The organism is Mesorhizobium sp. B4-1-3 (assembly GCF_006439355.1).
Classification (GTDB): domain Bacteria; phylum Pseudomonadota; class Alphaproteobacteria; order Rhizobiales; family Rhizobiaceae; genus Mesorhizobium.
On the sequence record NZ_VFTG01000032.1, the window covers coordinates 1 to 13746 of the forward strand.

Below are 13746 nucleotides of genomic sequence, written 5' to 3' on the forward strand. Positions count from 1 at the left end.
GTTTTCCGTCCGGAATTGCGTAAAAACAAAGAGATAGAGCGGTTCGCCGTTTCCGTGAAACGGTGAAACGCTCTAGCGTTCCGCCATACCGACCGATGCGCCCGTCTGCCGGGTAAGCATGAAGGCCTCGCGGATCGCGTTCTCCATGCCGTCGATCGCCTCGCCTGACACCAGCGGATTGCGGTGCAGGACGACATTGGAGGAATCGATGTCGCCGAAACCATCGGCGGCCGTCAGTTCGCGGCAATCGGCCGGGATGTTGCTGCGCGAGATCGGCGCGATCGCCAGGCCGGACGTGACCGCGAGCGTCAGGCCGCCATTGGTATCGCTGGTGTAGGCGACGCGGTAGTCGAGGCCGCGCTGCTGCAGCGACTTGATGGCGAAGTCGCGGCACCAGCCGTTGCGGCTGTAGAGCGCGATCGGCACCGGCCGTTCCTCATGCATGCGGTGCAGCGTCGAGGTCACCCAGACCGTCGGGTCGTGCATCAGCACCTCGCCGCCGGAAGAGCCCTCCCATTCGAACACCACCGCGAGGTCGAGCTCGCCGGCCGCAAGTGCCCGCACCTGCGAATCCGAATGCGCGTAGCGCACCGTGACCTCGACGCGCGGATGCCGCTTGGCGAACTCGCCCAGCGCCCGCGACAGGATCGAACGTCCATATTCGGCCGGGATGCCGATGCGCACCAGCCCGCCGAGCGGCGGTGCCACCAGCGATGCCGCCGTTTCGTCGAGCAGCGAGACGATCCGGCGCGCGTTGGCGATCAATTCGCCGCCGCGGCGCGTCAGCGCCACGCCGCGCGAGCCGCGCTCGAACAGATTGTCGCCGACCATGTCCTCCAGCTTCTTCATCTGCATGGACACGGCCGATTGCGTGCGCCCGGCTTTCTCCGCCGCACGCGTGAAATTGCCGGTCTCGGCCACCGCCACGAAGGTGCGCAGGAGGTCGCTGTCGAGGACTGGTCGCATCAAAGTCGCCATAAGAAAATCTGATTGCTGGCATCATTCCAATTCGTTTGCAAGATGTCAAACGCCGCAGGATAGTCGCGGCACCCATTGGATATGCGGCTGCGAAATCGGCCGCGGACCAATCGAAGAGTCCTCACTCGTGCCCGCTGCCTGAAAACGGTGGCGGGTTCTTTTTCGCTGGATCGATCATGCAAAACCGGACGGTGCTTGGCATTTTGAGCCTCTGCCTCGGCGTGCTGGTCTTTTCCCTGCAGGATCCGCTGGTGAAAGCGGTCTCGGGCGGCTATCCGGTGACCGAGGTGATGGCGATCCGCGCCATCGTCGCGCTGCCGATCCTGATCGTGCTCGTCCAGGCCGATGTCGGCTTGAGGGCGGTGCTGTCGAGGCGCTTCGGCATGCTGACGCTGCGCGCCTTCATCCAGTTCTCGTCCTACACGGTCTATTATCTGGCGATCGCCGCCTTGCCGCTGGCCGATGCGGTGGCGCTCTATTTCATGGCGCCGCTGTTCATCATGGCGATGGCCGGTCCCTATCTTGGCGAGCGCGTCTCGTGGAAAACGCTGGCGACGGTGCTGATCGGCCTGGTCGGCGTGCTTGTGATGATGCGTCCGGGCGCCGGCGTGTTCGACTGGGCGGCGCTGCTGTCGCTGGGCTCCGCCTTCCTCTACGGCTTTTCGCAACTGATGGCGCGCCGCATCGGCGACACTGAATCATCGACCGTGATGGCCTTCTACCAGAACGGCGCCTATCTCACCGGCGCCATTGCCGTCGCGACCGTCTTCCACCTTGCCGGCATCACCCATGCGGCGCATCCGAGCATCGAATTCCTGGTGCGGCCATGGGTGTGGCCGACGATGCCGGATTTTCTGAAGATGGCCGCCTGCGGCTTCGTCGCATCCGCCGGCATGATCCTGTTGTCGCAAGCCTACCGGATGGCGCCGGCCAACCGCGTCGCGACATTCGAATACACCGGCATCCTGTGGTCGCCGCTTTGGGGTTTTCTGTTCTTCGCCGAAGTGCCGCGCGAAACGACCGTGCTGGGCGCGGCGCTGATCATCGGCGCCGGCCTGCTGGCGCTCAGCGGGGGACGTCGGAGAGAGGCCGCGTCGACCGCCGGCGCAGTCTCAAGCGAAGCAGCTTAATGCCTTGCCGACACGGGCGCGGATCTCGGCCAGAGTGAAGGGTTTCTGCACGACGTCGAGGATGATACCGTTGAGTTCCTCGGCGCGCTCGCGCTGGTCGGCATAGCCGGTCATCAGCATGATCCTCATCGCCGGGAACTCTCTCGCGGCCGCCGTCGCCATCTCGATGCCGTCCATCTCCGGCATGCGGATGTCGGACACCACCAGATCGTAGCCGCCGCGGGCCTGCCGGATCGCGTCCAGCCCCTGGGTGCCGTCGGTGGCGACGGTGACATTATGGCCGTCGCGCTCCAGCGCGCGGGCAGCCAGGGTGCGGACGGACTCATCGTCCTCGACGATCAGAAGCTTTGCCATGCCGAGATAGATGCCGCCGAAACGTTGACGTTTTCTGAAAATTCTAACGATCGGCAGCTTTTCGGAAAGGCTCCAACGCCCTTTCAGGCATCGCCCTTCACCACCCCGACGAACGGCAGCTCGCGGAACGCATGGGCGACATCCATGCCGTAGCCGACGACGAAATAATCCGGGCAATCGAAGCCGACATAGTCGGCGTTGAGCGAGGTCTGGCGGCGCATCCGCTTGTCGAGCAGCACCGCGATGGCGCAGCTCCTCGCGCCGCGCGACAGCATCAGGCCGCGGGTGTAGGAAAGCGTCTTGCCGGATTCCAGTATGTCGTCGACCAACAGCACGTCGCGGCCGGCGACCTCGTTGTCGATGTCGCGCAGCACCCTGACCTCGCCGCTCGTGGTGCCGGCGCCGTAGCTGGAGATGAAGATGAACTCGACTTCCGGCGACAGGCCGACATCATGCATGGCGCGGATGAGATCGGCGGCGAAGACGAACGAGCCCTTGAGGATCGAGATCACCAAGAGGTCGTGGTAGTCGCGCCCGGCGATCTCCTTGGCGAGCTCGAGATTGCGGCGCGCGATCGCCGACGCCGAAAACAGGACCTCGATATCCTTGCCGCGCACAACTGGCATAGCTCTTTCCTTCAAAATCGCCTTGGCGCCGATGCTGCCGATATCGCGAGATACCGGTCGGCCGGCATCCCCTGAATATCGACGCACCTAACCGGCGAAGACGACTGCAACGGTTTTGATGCCGTCTTTAGGCACATCGAGGCGGCTGGAAAAGCCGAATCTTTCGCCGGGCCCCAGCGACCGGTTGGATGTCCCCAGCCTGTAGCGGGTGATGTTGGCGTTATTGTCGGTGACGCGGATTTCGAGCGGCGGCAGAGTTTCCGACCTCATCCCGTCATTGGCGGCCTCACCGTCGACGAACAGGACCGGCTTCAGGCCCGACGCATCGATGCGCGACGTCACGCCGGAAATGGTGAGCGCGCTCGCCGGCGCGGTGGTCGTCCAAAAGGGGCTCTGCCGGACCAGCGCATGACCTCCCGAAACCCAGAAGGAGGCGAGCGCTATGCCGACGCCGGCGATCCAGAACATCGGACCGCCCCGCGAGGGCCGCGACGGCGCGGGTTCCGGTTTGCGCAGCATCCCCATGCCTTCGATGGCCGGCGTCGGCGCGATCTGCGGCGGGGGCGCCGCCGGCGCCGTGGCAAACCGCGGCAGCACCACGTAATCGGCATCGACTATATCGGCGGCATCGAACACGACGCGCTCCGGCGCGGCATTTGTTGCCGGACCGGTCATGATTTCGCCGGAAACAAGGCGCGCGGTTCTGTCATCAGCCATTGCGGCACCAGTGCAGTCTTCGTTTCTTTTGCGTAAACGGAATTGGTTAACGCTTCCCCACCGGAATGGCTTTGATGCACGCTGAACGTCGAAAAATTAACCGCCGGTTAACCATGCCGGCCGATGGTCTGTTAACGTAGATTGTGGCGCGTCGCCGCCGAAAGTTTCAGGTCGCCGAACGTGATCCGCTTCGAAAATGTCGGCCTCCGTTATGGCATGGGTCCGGAGATCCTCCGCGATATTTCCCTGCACATTCCGGAGCGCTCCTTTCAGTTCCTGAGCGGCCCTTCGGGCGCCGGCAAGACGACCTTGCTGCGCCTTTTGTTCATGTCGCTGAAGCCGACACGCGGGCTGATCACCATCTTCGGCAAGGACCGCTCGCGCATCTCGCGCAACGAATTGCCGCTGCTGCGCCGCCGCATCGGCGTGGTGTTCCAGGATTTCCGCCTGCTCGACCATATGACGACCTACGAGAATGTCGCGCTGCCCTTGCGCGTGCGCGGGCGCGAGGAGGCGAGCTACCGCACCGACGTGACCGAGCTTCTGAAATGGGTCGGCCTCGGCGACCGCATGCATGTGCTGCCTCCGGTGCTGTCCGGCGGCGAGAAGCAGCGCGCCGCGATCGCGCGCGCCCTGATCGAGCAGCCGGAGATTCTCCTGGCCGACGAGCCGACAGGCAATGTCGATCCGCCGCTGGCGCGCCGGCTGCTGAGACTGTTCATCGAATTGAACCGGCTGGGCACCGCTGTCGTGATCGCCACCCACGATCTCGGCCTGATGGAACAGGTCGATGCGCGCCGCATGATTCTGGCCGGCGGAAGGTTGGACGTCTATGACTGACTTTCCGGCCGATCATCTCCAGGACGAAACCGCCGAGGCGCCTGTGACGGTCCGGCGCGTCCAGCGCAAGATGGCGCCGATCGTGCCGGCGCAGAACATCGCCGGCCGGGCGCTGGTGCTGGTCATCGCCATCATGACCTTCCTGTCCTGCCTCACCTTCGGCGCGGTGACGCTGGTGCGCGACACGGCATCGGTCTGGGAGAACCAGATTTCGCGCGAGGCAACGATCCAGATCAAGCCGGCCGACGGTCTCGAAATGGAGGCGGCCCTTGCCCAGGCCTCGCAGATCGCCAGCGAATTCCCCGGCGTGAAGGGGACCAAGATCATCGACCGCGACGCGACCGCGCGCCTTCTGGAACCATGGCTGGGCAGCGGCCTCAACATCGACGAATTGCCGGTGCCGCGCCTCATCATCGTCACCATCGACGAGGCCAGCCCGCCGGACTTCGCCGCCATGCGCGCCGCCATCACGCCCAAGATCCCGACGGCCGCGCTCGACGACCACCGCACCTGGGTCGACCGCCTGGTCGCCATGGCGCACACGACGGTGACGATCGGCATCGCCGTTTTGGTGCTGATGCTCTCGGCGACCGTGCTGACGGTGGTGTTCGCCACGCGCGGCGCCATGGCCGGCAACGGCCATATCATCGAGGTGCTGCACTTCGTCGGCGCCGAGGCAAGCTTCATCGCACGCGAGTTCCGCTGGCATTTCCTGGTCACCGGCATGAAGGGCGCGGCCGCCGGCGGTGCGCTCGCGATCGTGGTCTTCATCGTGTTTTCCTGGTGGTCGTCCCGAAACATGGCCACGCCCCAAGCCGACCAGGCGACCGCTTTGTTCGGCAATTTCGCCATCGGTTCGGCCGGCTATTTCGGCGTCGGCCTGATGGTGCTGGTCATCGGCGCACTGACCGCGGCGACGTCGCACGCCACCGTCGTCGCCTATCTCAGCGACATCGATGTTCGCCAGCCGGATGCGGGCTGATCCATGAGCTCAATCCAGAGACCAGCGCAAGCGGCATATAAGACAACGATCACACACGAGACACCTGCCGTAACGCAATGTGCGCGTCTTACCTATCAAACGCCGCATTTCGGAGTTAACCAAGCGATGCTTTCAGGATTAACCTGGGAATGATGGAAGCGCGGGATTCGATCGATACGGTTGGACGGATGCCGGCGATGCGTGTGCGCAGCGCTGCCCCCGTCGGGCTTGGTCGTCTGCGGCTCGCCATGCGCGTTTGCGGTTTCGCGGTTCTCGCCGCGCTGGTGCTTTTTGCCGGCGGCTTCGGCTGGTTCGCCGACAAAGTCAGCCACATGACGACCCCGCTCAACCCCGCCAGGGCCGACGCCATCATCGTGCTCACCGGCGGGCAGTCGCGGCTCGACGCGGCGATGGACCTGCTGGCCTCCGGCAAGGGCGAACGCTTGCTGATCAGCGGCGTGCATCCCACGGCCACAAGGCGCCAGCTGCAGGCGGCGATGGGCGGCGACAAGCAGCTCTTCTCCTGCTGCGTCGATATCGACCGCGCCGCGCTCGATACCATCGGCAATGCCGAGGAAAGCGCCAAATGGGTGGAGAACCATGCCTATGGCAGCATCATCATCGTCACCAACAATTACCACATGCCGCGCAGCCTGCTCGAGATGGGCCGGCTGCTGCATGGCGCGCGCCTCGAACCCTATCCGGTGGTCAACACCAATCTCGGCAATGGCGGCTGGCTGACCAAGCCGGAGGCGCTGCGCGTACTGCTCACCGAATATAGCAAATATGTGCTGTCGCTGGCCCGCGGCTTCCTGCCGCTGCGCGCGACGCCCGAGGGCGTCACGCTGGCGGAGGCATCGACCGTGGCGAAGAACTAAAGCTTAGCCGCATCATCGCGCAGGCGGGCAATCTCCTGCTCCAGGCCGGCGATGCGCCGGTCGCGCTCGGCAAGCGCCGCCGCGACATCCGCCGCCTCGAAACGCTGCGGAATGTGTCGCGGGCAATTGGCATCCCAGGCCGTGACCGTGAACAGGATCGCCTGTTCCGGCCGGGCTTTGTAGTCCGCCGGCATCAGCTTCGCCGTCAGTTCCGTGTCATTTTCGACGACCCGCGCCCTGCCCCAGATCTTGATGCGCTGCCTGAGCATGTAGTCGATCAGGAACAGGAAGGCCTTGTCGTTGTCCTCGAGATTGCCCTGGGTGATGAACTGCCGGTTCCCGGAAAAATCCGCGAAGCCGATCACGTGCTCGTCCAGCACCTTGAGGAAGCCGGCGGGCCCGCCGCGATGTTGGACGTAAGGCTGGCCCTCGGCGTTTGCCGTCGCCAGCAACACGCTGGTCTGCGCCTCGATGAAGGCGGCGAGGTCCGGCGTGATCGTTGCGCGCCAGCCGCCGCGCTGCTCGACGCGCGCATAGGAGTCGCGCGACCCCTTGCGTGACTGGATCGCCTTGACGGTCGGCGTGAAGGCGACGTCGCTGGTGAAGTCATTCATATCGGCGTTCCTAGTGCATGATGCCGAAAAGTGTGAAGCGGTTTTCGGACGACATCATGCTCTATCTATTTGATTTAAAGACGGATTTCAGGTCGAACAGACGTGAAATCATCCGGCTCTAGGCAGGATCCCTATCAGGTAGACTCTTCCGAAAATCGGATGTAGAGCAAATATTCGCAATCTACCTTTCCAAATTTCGGAAGAATATTGGATCGCCTCGACGCCATGTCCTTGTTCGTCGCAACGGTGGAGGCCGGCAGCCTTTCCGCCGCTGCCAAGCGCGCCAGCATGCCGCTGGCGACCGTCAGCAGAAAACTCTCCGACCTGGAGAGCACTTGGGGACGCGCCTGCTCAACCGCTCGACGCGCCGCCTGACGCTGACCGATGCCGGCCGGTCCTATCTAGCCGCCTGCCGCCGCATCCTCGACGAGGTCAGCGAGGCCGAACGCATGGCGGCCGGCGAATATTCGAGCCCGACCGGCGAGCTGGTCATCACCGCGCCGGTCGTCTTCGGCCGCTTGCATGTGCTGCCTGTGATCACCGGCTTTCTCGCCGTCTATCCGCAAGTGGACGTCCGCCTGACCTTGTCCGACCGGATCACCCAGCTGGTCGAGGAGCATATCGATCTCGCCTTGCGCATCGGCGAGCTGCCGGACTCGGCCATGGTCGCGACCCGCTTGGGCTCGATCCGCCGCATCATCTGCGCGAGCCCCGCCTATCTCGCCTTGCACGGCATGCCGGAGCAACCGCCGGATCTGGTGGGCCACAACTGCGTCACCTTCGAAGGCCTTGCCGCTCCCGCGACATGGAGTTTCGGGACAGGAAAGGCGCAAACCACGGTCCCGGTCCGCTCGCGCCTGCAGGTCAACACCGCCGAGGCGGCGATCGATGCCGCGATCGCCGGCCTTGGCCTGACGAAAGTGCTCTCCTACCAGGCCGATGCCGCCGTGCGCTCCGGCGCGCTGCGGGTGGTGCTGGAGCCGTTCGAGCCGCCGCCCTGGCCGGTAAGCCTCGTCCATGCCGGCCAGGGTCGGCTGCCGGTGAAGCTGCGGGCCTTCCTCGATTTCGCCGCGCCGCGCCTGAAGGAACGGCTGGCCAGATCGCTTTAACGCTGCATCCATGCGGCGGCGTTTCCTTTTTGCCGCCGCTTGGTGTAACCAACGCACACTTCCTCACGGACCCCTTGCATGCTCATCATCCGCTCGCTGGCGTTCAACCTCTTTTTCTATCTCAGCCTGATCGTCCAGATGATCTTCTGGACGCCTTTCTATTTCCTGGCGCCGCGCCACCGCGCCTGGTTCGTGCCGAAATTCTGGTCGCGCACGTCGATGTGGCTCTATGACAAGATCGCCGCGACCAAGAGCGAGATCACCGGCGTCGAGAACCTGCCGGAAGGGTCCTTCATCCTGGCGCCGAAGCACCAGTCCTTCTGGGACGCGATCGCCTTCTTCCCCTATCTCGACGACGCGCTCTACATCCTGAAGCGCGAGCTGACCTGGATCCCTTTCTTCGGCTGGTACATCATGAAGATGCGCATGATACCGGTCGATCGCGGCAGCCGTTCGAAAGCGCTGAAGGCCGTCGTCATCGCGACCAGGCAGGAGATGGACCGCAATCCGCGCCAGCTCATCATCTATCCCGAGGGCACGCGCCGCCCGCCGGGCGCCGAACCGTCCTACAAATACGGCATCGTCGAAATCTATTCGCAACTGGGCGTGCCGGTGGTCCCGGTTGCCCATGTCGCCGGCCTCTACTGGCCGCGCCGCAAGTTCCTGCGCTATCCCGGCACCATCAAGGCCCGCTTCCTGCCGCCGATCCCGCCAGGGCTCGGCAAGGAGGAATTCATGCGGCGGCTGATCGGCGAGACCGAAGCCGCCTGCGACGAGTTGCTGGTCGAGGCCGCGCGGGCGCCGAACCCTCCGCCCATGCCGCCGACCGCGGTCAAGCGGCTGGCGGAGCTCGGCGTGACCGCCAAGAGCTGATCGCCAGAGCAATTCCAGGAAAAGTGTAAGCGGTTTTCCGTCCGGAATTGCGTAGAAACAAAGAGATAGGGCATTTCACCGGTTCCGGGAAACGGCGAAATGCCCTATCACAGCGCCGCCAGCAGCGTCGTCAGCACCAGCGTTGCGGCAAACACCAGATTGATGATACGCGACGCCAGCGGATGGCGCAGGAAACGCGCGAAAGCGGCCCCCGCGAGCAGCCAGACCACATGGATGGCGACGATCATTGCGGCAAGCACCAGCAGCTTGGTGGAAGTGCTGAGCGTATCGGCGTGCGACGCGGCGCCGGCGAAGACGGCGGCGATCGCCACATAAGCTTTCGGATTGGCGACGGCGAGCATGAAGCCACCGGAAAAATCAGGCTTCGTCGCCGTGCTGCCGCGCTCGGCCAATGGCGGCGCGGTCGCTATTTTGAAGGCGAGATAAAGGATGTAGGCGGCCGAAAGGATCGCCAGCACCGGCGCCACTCCCGGAACCGAGGTCAGTAGGCCGAAAATCCCGACCGCCACCGCCAGAAGCACCGCGATCGTGCCGAGCACCACGCCGGACGTGTAACCCAGCGAAGGACTGAGGCCGAAAGCCGCGCCGACGGCAGTGACACTGATCGTCGCCGGTCCCGGACTGCCCATGACGACCGTCGCGGCCACGACGAGCGCCAGCACCTGCTGCCAAGGCTGTGCCGCGCCCAGAACACTACCAGCCATGCCGAACCTCCTCCTGCCGCGATGCGACAGGACTTAAGAGGGATCGTCCTGGCCGTCTTGGACGATCGTGCGCAGCGCCCGCCTCAGGAACTGGCGCGGTCGAGCGCCGCGATATCGTCGGCCGAAAGCTTGAGCGAAGCAGCGCGGATCAGGCTGTCCATCTGGGCCGGCGTCGTGGCGCTGGCGATCGGGGCGGTGATGCCCGGCCGCGCGATGATCCAGGCCAGCGCCACTTCCGCTTGCTTGGCCGAATGGCGCTCGGCCACGGCATCGAGCGCAGCAAGGATGCGCATGCCGCGCTCGTTGAGATAGCCGGCGACGCCCTCGCCGCGCGCGCTTTGGCCGAGATCGGCCTTGCTGCGGTATTTGCCGCTCAAAAATCCCTTGGCCAGGCTGAAATAGGTGATAACGCCAATGTCCTCGGCCTTGCAGAGGTCGAGCAGCGGTCCGTCGAGGGACGAACGGTCGTACAAATTGTATTCGGGCTGCAGCACCTCGTAGCGCGGCAGGCTGCGCAGGCTGGCGACGTCGAGCGCGGCGCGCAGCTGGCCGGCATCGAGATTGGAGCAGCCGGGATAGCGGATCTTGCCCTTTTCGAGCAGGCGCTGATAGGCGCCGAGCGTTTCCTCGTAGGGCGTGGCCGGATCAGGCCAGTGCGACAGATAGAGGTCGATGACATCGACCTGCAGCCGCTTCAGCGAAGCGTCGACCGCCTTTTCGATATAGGCGGCGGAGAGGTCTTTCTTGCCTTGCCCCATGTCGGAGCCGACTTTGGTGATGACGATGACCTGATCGCGGTTGCCGCGGCTTTTCATCCAGTTGCCGATGATGGTTTCCGATTCGCCGCCCTTGTTGCCGGGGACCCAGCGCGAATAAGAATCGGCCGTATCGATGGCGTTCAGGCCCGCGCCGACAAACCGGTCGAGCAGGTCGAAGGAGGTCTTCTCGTCGGCGGTCCAGCCGAAGACGTTGCCGCCCAGGACCAGCGGCGCAATGGAAAGGTCGGTGCGACCGAGACGACGTTTCTGCAAGACTGATCTCCGTGATGCTGGAACGGGCCTGACGCCCAGGAAAGGGGTTGCCGCTAAGCTAGGTCGTGGCCGGCCGAGGTCAAAGGCATGGTTTTGCTTTTTGATCGGACCAGACCCTCACGAAGGCGCGATCCGGCGGCCCACCTCCTCCAGCCAGTGATCGCGGATGCCGAGCGCCTTGAGATGCTCGAGCGTGCTCAAGACATAGTCCTCGTTCCGGCCTGACTGGCCGACGGCGCCGCGAACGACCTCTGCGGCGTGATCGGCATCGAGCCCGCCGGCATATTGCTCATGCTGCCGGTCGACGGTGTAGGCGACCGCCTCTACCGAACCGCCGCCATCCAGCCGGACATCGAGCATGCGTTCGAGATAGACGCTGGTCACCAGCTCACGTTCGCGCAGGTACGAAAGCACCTCGTCGCGCAGATTGCCGGGAACACGGTAGGCAAGGCCGACGCAGGAGCCTCCCCGGTCGAGCCCGAGCACCAGACCCGGCCGTGTTCGCGTGCCGCGATGCACGAAGGAATAGACGCATAGCGAGCGGCGATAGCCGTAAAGCCGGGCACGACGCGTCTCGACATGGGCAAATCCGGGTCGCCAGATCAGCGACCCGTAGCCAAAAACCCAAAAATCGCCCATATCGCCAAGCCTGATCGCATTCGAGTGAACGACACCGCACCGCCAGGGTGCTTCTTCTGTCCCCGCTTGTTTGCGTATTGGTAAACGCCCGCTCGCCGGGGTTAACGAGAGCCGCAGCATGACGTCAAGTGACGAGCGATCGCCCAAACCCCGCCGCCGGCTGTTCTGGCTCGCCGCGTTCATCCTGGTGCTGTTCGCCATCTACAGCGGCGGCTGGTTCTATCTCGCCGGCAGACTCAAGACCGAAGCCGACCAGGCGGTGGCGCGGCTGGGCAGCAAGGGCATCGCCGCCGGCTGCGCCAATCTCGCCGTCAGCGGCTATCCGGTGAGCTTCACGGTCTCCTGCGACAACATCGCCTATGAGGACGACGCCCGGAAGGTCGCCGCCTCCACCGGAAGCTTCAACGCCGTCGCCGGGATCACCGGCCCCTTGTCGCCGGTCGCGGACCTGCGCGGGCCGCTGAGGACGATGGCGCCCGGCATACCACCGCTCTGGATCGACTGGGACCAGCTGCAAGCCAATATCAAAGTGTGGTGGCCGCTGCCGCGGAGCGTCTCGCTGCGGGCCGAAGGCCTGAACGGTCAGACTGATCCGCAGGACGACACCGATCCCATGCAGTTGTTCAGCGCCGGCAAGGCGGCGGGCCAGTTGCAGCCGGTCGGCCAGGACATCAATTATGTCGGCAGCTTCGGCGATCTGGAAATCAACGCGGATGCTATCGACGGACGCGTGCTGCCTGCGCTGGACGGCAGCGGTGACGTAACGCTGAAGAACGGAGTTGCGTTGATCGCCGCGCCCCCGAAAAGCCTGCGCGGCCAGTCGATCGAGATAGCCAAGCTCGACCTGTCGTCGGGCACGGCGCGCGTCACCGTGTCCGGTCCGGTTTCGGTCGATGCGGAAGGGTTGGTCAATGGGGACCTGATGATCAAGCTCAAGGATCCGAAAGCGGTGGCTTCTATCCTTGCCGGCGCCGTCCCCGAGCATAAAAGCGAAATCGAGCAGGGTTTTGCCGCCCTGGCGATGCTCGGAAAGGAACCGTCGATGCCGCTGAAGATCGTCAAGGGCAAGGCCTCGCTCGGCTTCATTCCGCTCGGCAAGATCAAGCCGCTGGAATAGAGCATGGTCCCGAACCGAAGGTCAGCGTAGCAAAAAGTGGGAACCGGTTTCGGGTAAGACCATGCGACTAAGAAGGATTACGCACGATGGCGAAGCCGGTCAGACTGCTCAGCGTCGGCGCCTTCACCCTCGACACCATCCTTCGCGTCGAGACGCTGCCGGCGCATCAGGGCAAGTTCATCGCCAGCGACGGCGTCCAGATCGCCTCCGGCATGGCGACGAGCGCCGCCTGCGCCGCGCATCACCTCGGCGCCGAGGTTTCGCTTTGGGCAAGCGCGGGTGACGATCCGGTCGGCGACCAACTGATCGCCGACATCGAGGCCGAAGGCGTCGACTGCAGCCTCATCCGCCGCGTCCTTGGCGCGCGATCGGCGCTGGCCGCGATCGTTGTGGATGCGCATGGCGAGCGCATCATCGTCCCCTTCTACGACAAAAAGGCGCAAGCCGATCCCGAGACGCTGCCGCTTGCCGACCTCTCCGGCTTCGACGCCGTGCTGGTGGATGTCCGTTGGCCGGGCGCCGCGGCGCTTGCTTTGAGCGCAGCCAGATCGATCGGCCGCCCGGCGATCCTGGATGCCGACACTGCACCCGTCGAAGTCCTGGAACGGCTATTGCCGTTGGCTTCGCATATCGTGGCCTCGGAGCCCGCGGCGCGCATCGTCTGCGGCCACGCGCTGGACCCCGAAAGCGCCTGCGCCGACCTTGCCTCGCGCACCGACGCCTTCGTCGCGGTGACCGGCGGCGCGGCCGGCACCTGGTGGCATGACCGGACGACTGGGCGCGTGCGCCATGTCGAGGCGCCGAAGGTCAAGGCGGTCGACACGCTCGCCGCCGGCGACGTCTTCCACGGCGCTTTTGCCGTCGGCCTCGCCGAGGCCATGCCGATGGAGGAAGCCCTGCGCTTTGCCAGCGCCGCCGCCGCGCTCAAATGCCTGCGCTTCGGCGGCCGCCTGGGCGCGCCGGACAGGGCCGAGACGCTGGCCATGATGGCGGCGCACTGGCCGCGAACCTAGAAACTGATGTGTTTCTTGGGTTACTTTGTGTAAGTAAATAGCGATTCGAGGCTCATTTTGCTTGAGCCTCTGGAGGCCACGGATGGGGTCTCGAATATTGGGATGCCACAAGGCGCAAGT

General features: G+C 64.6%; 15 protein-coding genes and 1 pseudogene. 8 read left to right on the forward strand and 8 right to left on the reverse strand.

Annotated elements, in window-relative coordinates:
* Window positions 1-72: 72 nt before the first annotated feature.
* Window positions 73-966 carry a LysR substrate-binding domain-containing protein gene (locus FJW06_RS26500; protein WP_140756104.1) on the reverse strand — a complete coding sequence of 298 codons (894 nt, stop codon included), beginning with the start codon at window positions 964-966 and terminating at the stop codon, window positions 73-75.
* 188 nt (window positions 967-1154) lie between these two features.
* Between FJW06_RS26500 and FJW06_RS26505 the strand changes: the two genes are divergently transcribed.
* Complete coding sequence (locus tag FJW06_RS26505) at window positions 1155-2108, forward strand: DMT family transporter (protein ID WP_140756106.1); 954 nt, start codon at window positions 1155-1157, stop codon at window positions 2106-2108.
* Here the strand turns inward: FJW06_RS26505 and FJW06_RS26510 are convergent.
* The 3 genes from FJW06_RS26510 to FJW06_RS26520 all read right to left on the reverse strand — a co-directional run bounded on the left by FJW06_RS26510 (window position 2091) and on the right by FJW06_RS26520 (window position 3805).
* Window positions 2091-2462: a response regulator gene (locus FJW06_RS26510; RefSeq protein ID WP_140756108.1), complete on the reverse strand. Its 372-nt coding sequence runs from the start codon at window positions 2460-2462 to the stop codon at window positions 2091-2093. The two genes, FJW06_RS26505 and FJW06_RS26510, sit on opposite strands and share 18 nt — an antisense overlap.
* Window positions 2463-2545: 83 nt before the next feature.
* Window positions 2546-3088, reverse strand: a complete 543-nt coding sequence (gene hpt / locus FJW06_RS26515; protein ID WP_140756110.1) for a hypoxanthine phosphoribosyltransferase — start codon at window positions 3086-3088, stop codon at window positions 2546-2548.
* A gap of 87 nt (window positions 3089-3175) precedes the next feature.
* Window positions 3176-3805, reverse strand: a complete 630-nt coding sequence (locus tag FJW06_RS26520) for a hypothetical protein (RefSeq protein WP_140756112.1) — start codon at window positions 3803-3805, stop codon at window positions 3176-3178.
* A 180-nt stretch (window positions 3806-3985) separates the two neighbouring features.
* Between FJW06_RS26520 and ftsE the strand changes: the two genes are divergently transcribed.
* From ftsE to FJW06_RS26535, 3 genes are all read left to right on the forward strand, one after another.
* On the forward strand, window positions 3986-4645 hold the full coding sequence (ftsE, locus tag FJW06_RS26525; protein ID WP_140756114.1) for a cell division ATP-binding protein FtsE: 660 nt from the start codon (window positions 3986-3988) through the stop codon (window positions 4643-4645).
* Entirely contained in the window at window positions 4638-5627 is a 990-nt protein-coding gene (locus tag FJW06_RS26530; RefSeq protein ID WP_140756116.1) for an ABC transporter permease, read from the forward strand. Before ftsE ends, FJW06_RS26530 begins: the two co-directional genes overlap by 8 nt.
* Window positions 5628-5776: 149 nt before the next feature.
* Window positions 5777-6505, forward strand: coding sequence for a YdcF family protein (locus FJW06_RS26535; protein ID WP_140756118.1), 729 nt, complete (start codon window positions 5777-5779; stop codon window positions 6503-6505).
* Here the strand turns inward: FJW06_RS26535 and FJW06_RS26540 are convergent.
* A complete protein-coding gene (locus FJW06_RS26540) occupies window positions 6502-7119 on the reverse strand; it encodes a pyridoxamine 5'-phosphate oxidase family protein (protein WP_140756120.1) in 618 nt (205 codons plus the stop codon). The two genes, FJW06_RS26535 and FJW06_RS26540, sit on opposite strands and share 4 nt — an antisense overlap.
* Window positions 7120-7326: 207 nt before the next feature.
* Here FJW06_RS26540 and FJW06_RS26545 point away from each other — a divergent pair.
* Both FJW06_RS26545 and FJW06_RS26550 read left to right on the forward strand, forming a co-directional pair.
* Window positions 7327-8228 (forward strand): annotated as a pseudogene (locus tag FJW06_RS26545) (LysR family transcriptional regulator).
* Window positions 8229-8306: 78 nt separating this feature from the next.
* Window positions 8307-9101 (forward strand): 1-acyl-sn-glycerol-3-phosphate acyltransferase, encoded by a 795-nt coding sequence (locus tag FJW06_RS26550; RefSeq protein WP_140756122.1) that lies wholly within the window; start codon window positions 8307-8309, stop codon window positions 9099-9101.
* Between the two features lie 107 nt (window positions 9102-9208).
* Here the strand turns inward: FJW06_RS26550 and FJW06_RS26555 are convergent, their stop codons facing one another.
* The 3 genes from FJW06_RS26555 to FJW06_RS26565 all read right to left on the reverse strand — a co-directional run bounded on the left by FJW06_RS26555 (window position 9209) and on the right by FJW06_RS26565 (window position 11496).
* Window positions 9209-9826 carry a LysE family transporter gene (locus FJW06_RS26555; protein ID WP_140756124.1) on the reverse strand — a complete coding sequence of 206 codons (618 nt, stop codon included), beginning with the start codon at window positions 9824-9826 and terminating at the stop codon, window positions 9209-9211.
* A gap of 83 nt (window positions 9827-9909) precedes the next feature.
* Window positions 9910-10857: an aldo/keto reductase gene (locus tag FJW06_RS26560; protein ID WP_140756126.1), complete on the reverse strand. Its 948-nt coding sequence runs from the start codon at window positions 10855-10857 to the stop codon at window positions 9910-9912.
* A gap of 117 nt (window positions 10858-10974) precedes the next feature.
* On the reverse strand, window positions 10975-11496 hold the full coding sequence (locus FJW06_RS26565) for a gamma-glutamylcyclotransferase (protein WP_140756127.1): 522 nt from the start codon (window positions 11494-11496) through the stop codon (window positions 10975-10977).
* Between the two features lie 118 nt (window positions 11497-11614).
* Here FJW06_RS26565 and FJW06_RS26570 point away from each other — a divergent pair, with 118 nt between their 5' ends.
* Together FJW06_RS26570 and FJW06_RS26575 are read left to right on the forward strand one after the other, a co-directional pair.
* Complete coding sequence (locus FJW06_RS26570) at window positions 11615-12613, forward strand: DUF2125 domain-containing protein (RefSeq protein ID WP_140756129.1); 999 nt, start codon at window positions 11615-11617, stop codon at window positions 12611-12613.
* Window positions 12614-12699: 86 nt separating this feature from the next.
* Complete coding sequence (locus FJW06_RS26575) at window positions 12700-13626, forward strand: sugar kinase (RefSeq protein ID WP_140756131.1); 927 nt, start codon at window positions 12700-12702, stop codon at window positions 13624-13626.
* Window positions 13627-13746 lie beyond the last annotated feature (120 nt).

Excerpts from the sequence above, each read along its gene's own strand:
- FJW06_RS26500 (WP_140756104.1), bottom strand. The coding sequence starts at position 966 with ATGCGACCAGTCCTCGACAGCGACCTCCTGCGCACCTTCGTGGCGGTG.
- FJW06_RS26505 (WP_140756106.1), top strand. The coding sequence starts at position 1,155 with ATGCAAAACCGGACGGTGCTTGGCATTTTGAGCCTCTGCCTCGGCGTG.
- FJW06_RS26510 (WP_140756108.1), bottom strand. The coding sequence starts at position 2,462 with ATGGCAAAGCTTCTGATCGTCGAGGACGATGAGTCCGTCCGCACCCTG.
- hpt (WP_140756110.1), bottom strand. The coding sequence starts at position 3,088 with ATGCCAGTTGTGCGCGGCAAGGATATCGAGGTCCTGTTTTCGGCGTCG.
- FJW06_RS26520 (WP_140756112.1), bottom strand. The coding sequence starts at position 3,805 with ATGGCTGATGACAGAACCGCGCGCCTTGTTTCCGGCGAAATCATGACC.
- FJW06_RS26530 (WP_140756116.1), top strand. The coding sequence starts at position 4,638 with ATGACTGACTTTCCGGCCGATCATCTCCAGGACGAAACCGCCGAGGCG.
- FJW06_RS26535 (WP_140756118.1), top strand. The coding sequence starts at position 5,777 with ATGATGGAAGCGCGGGATTCGATCGATACGGTTGGACGGATGCCGGCG.
- FJW06_RS26540 (WP_140756120.1), bottom strand. The coding sequence starts at position 7,119 with ATGAATGACTTCACCAGCGACGTCGCCTTCACGCCGACCGTCAAGGCG.
- FJW06_RS26550 (WP_140756122.1), top strand. The coding sequence starts at position 8,307 with ATGCTCATCATCCGCTCGCTGGCGTTCAACCTCTTTTTCTATCTCAGC.
- FJW06_RS26555 (WP_140756124.1), bottom strand. The coding sequence starts at position 9,826 with ATGGCTGGTAGTGTTCTGGGCGCGGCACAGCCTTGGCAGCAGGTGCTG.
- FJW06_RS26565 (WP_140756127.1), bottom strand. The coding sequence starts at position 11,496 with ATGGGCGATTTTTGGGTTTTTGGCTACGGGTCGCTGATCTGGCGACCC.
- FJW06_RS26570 (WP_140756129.1), top strand. The coding sequence starts at position 11,615 with ATGACGTCAAGTGACGAGCGATCGCCCAAACCCCGCCGCCGGCTGTTC.
- FJW06_RS26575 (WP_140756131.1), top strand. The coding sequence starts at position 12,700 with ATGGCGAAGCCGGTCAGACTGCTCAGCGTCGGCGCCTTCACCCTCGAC.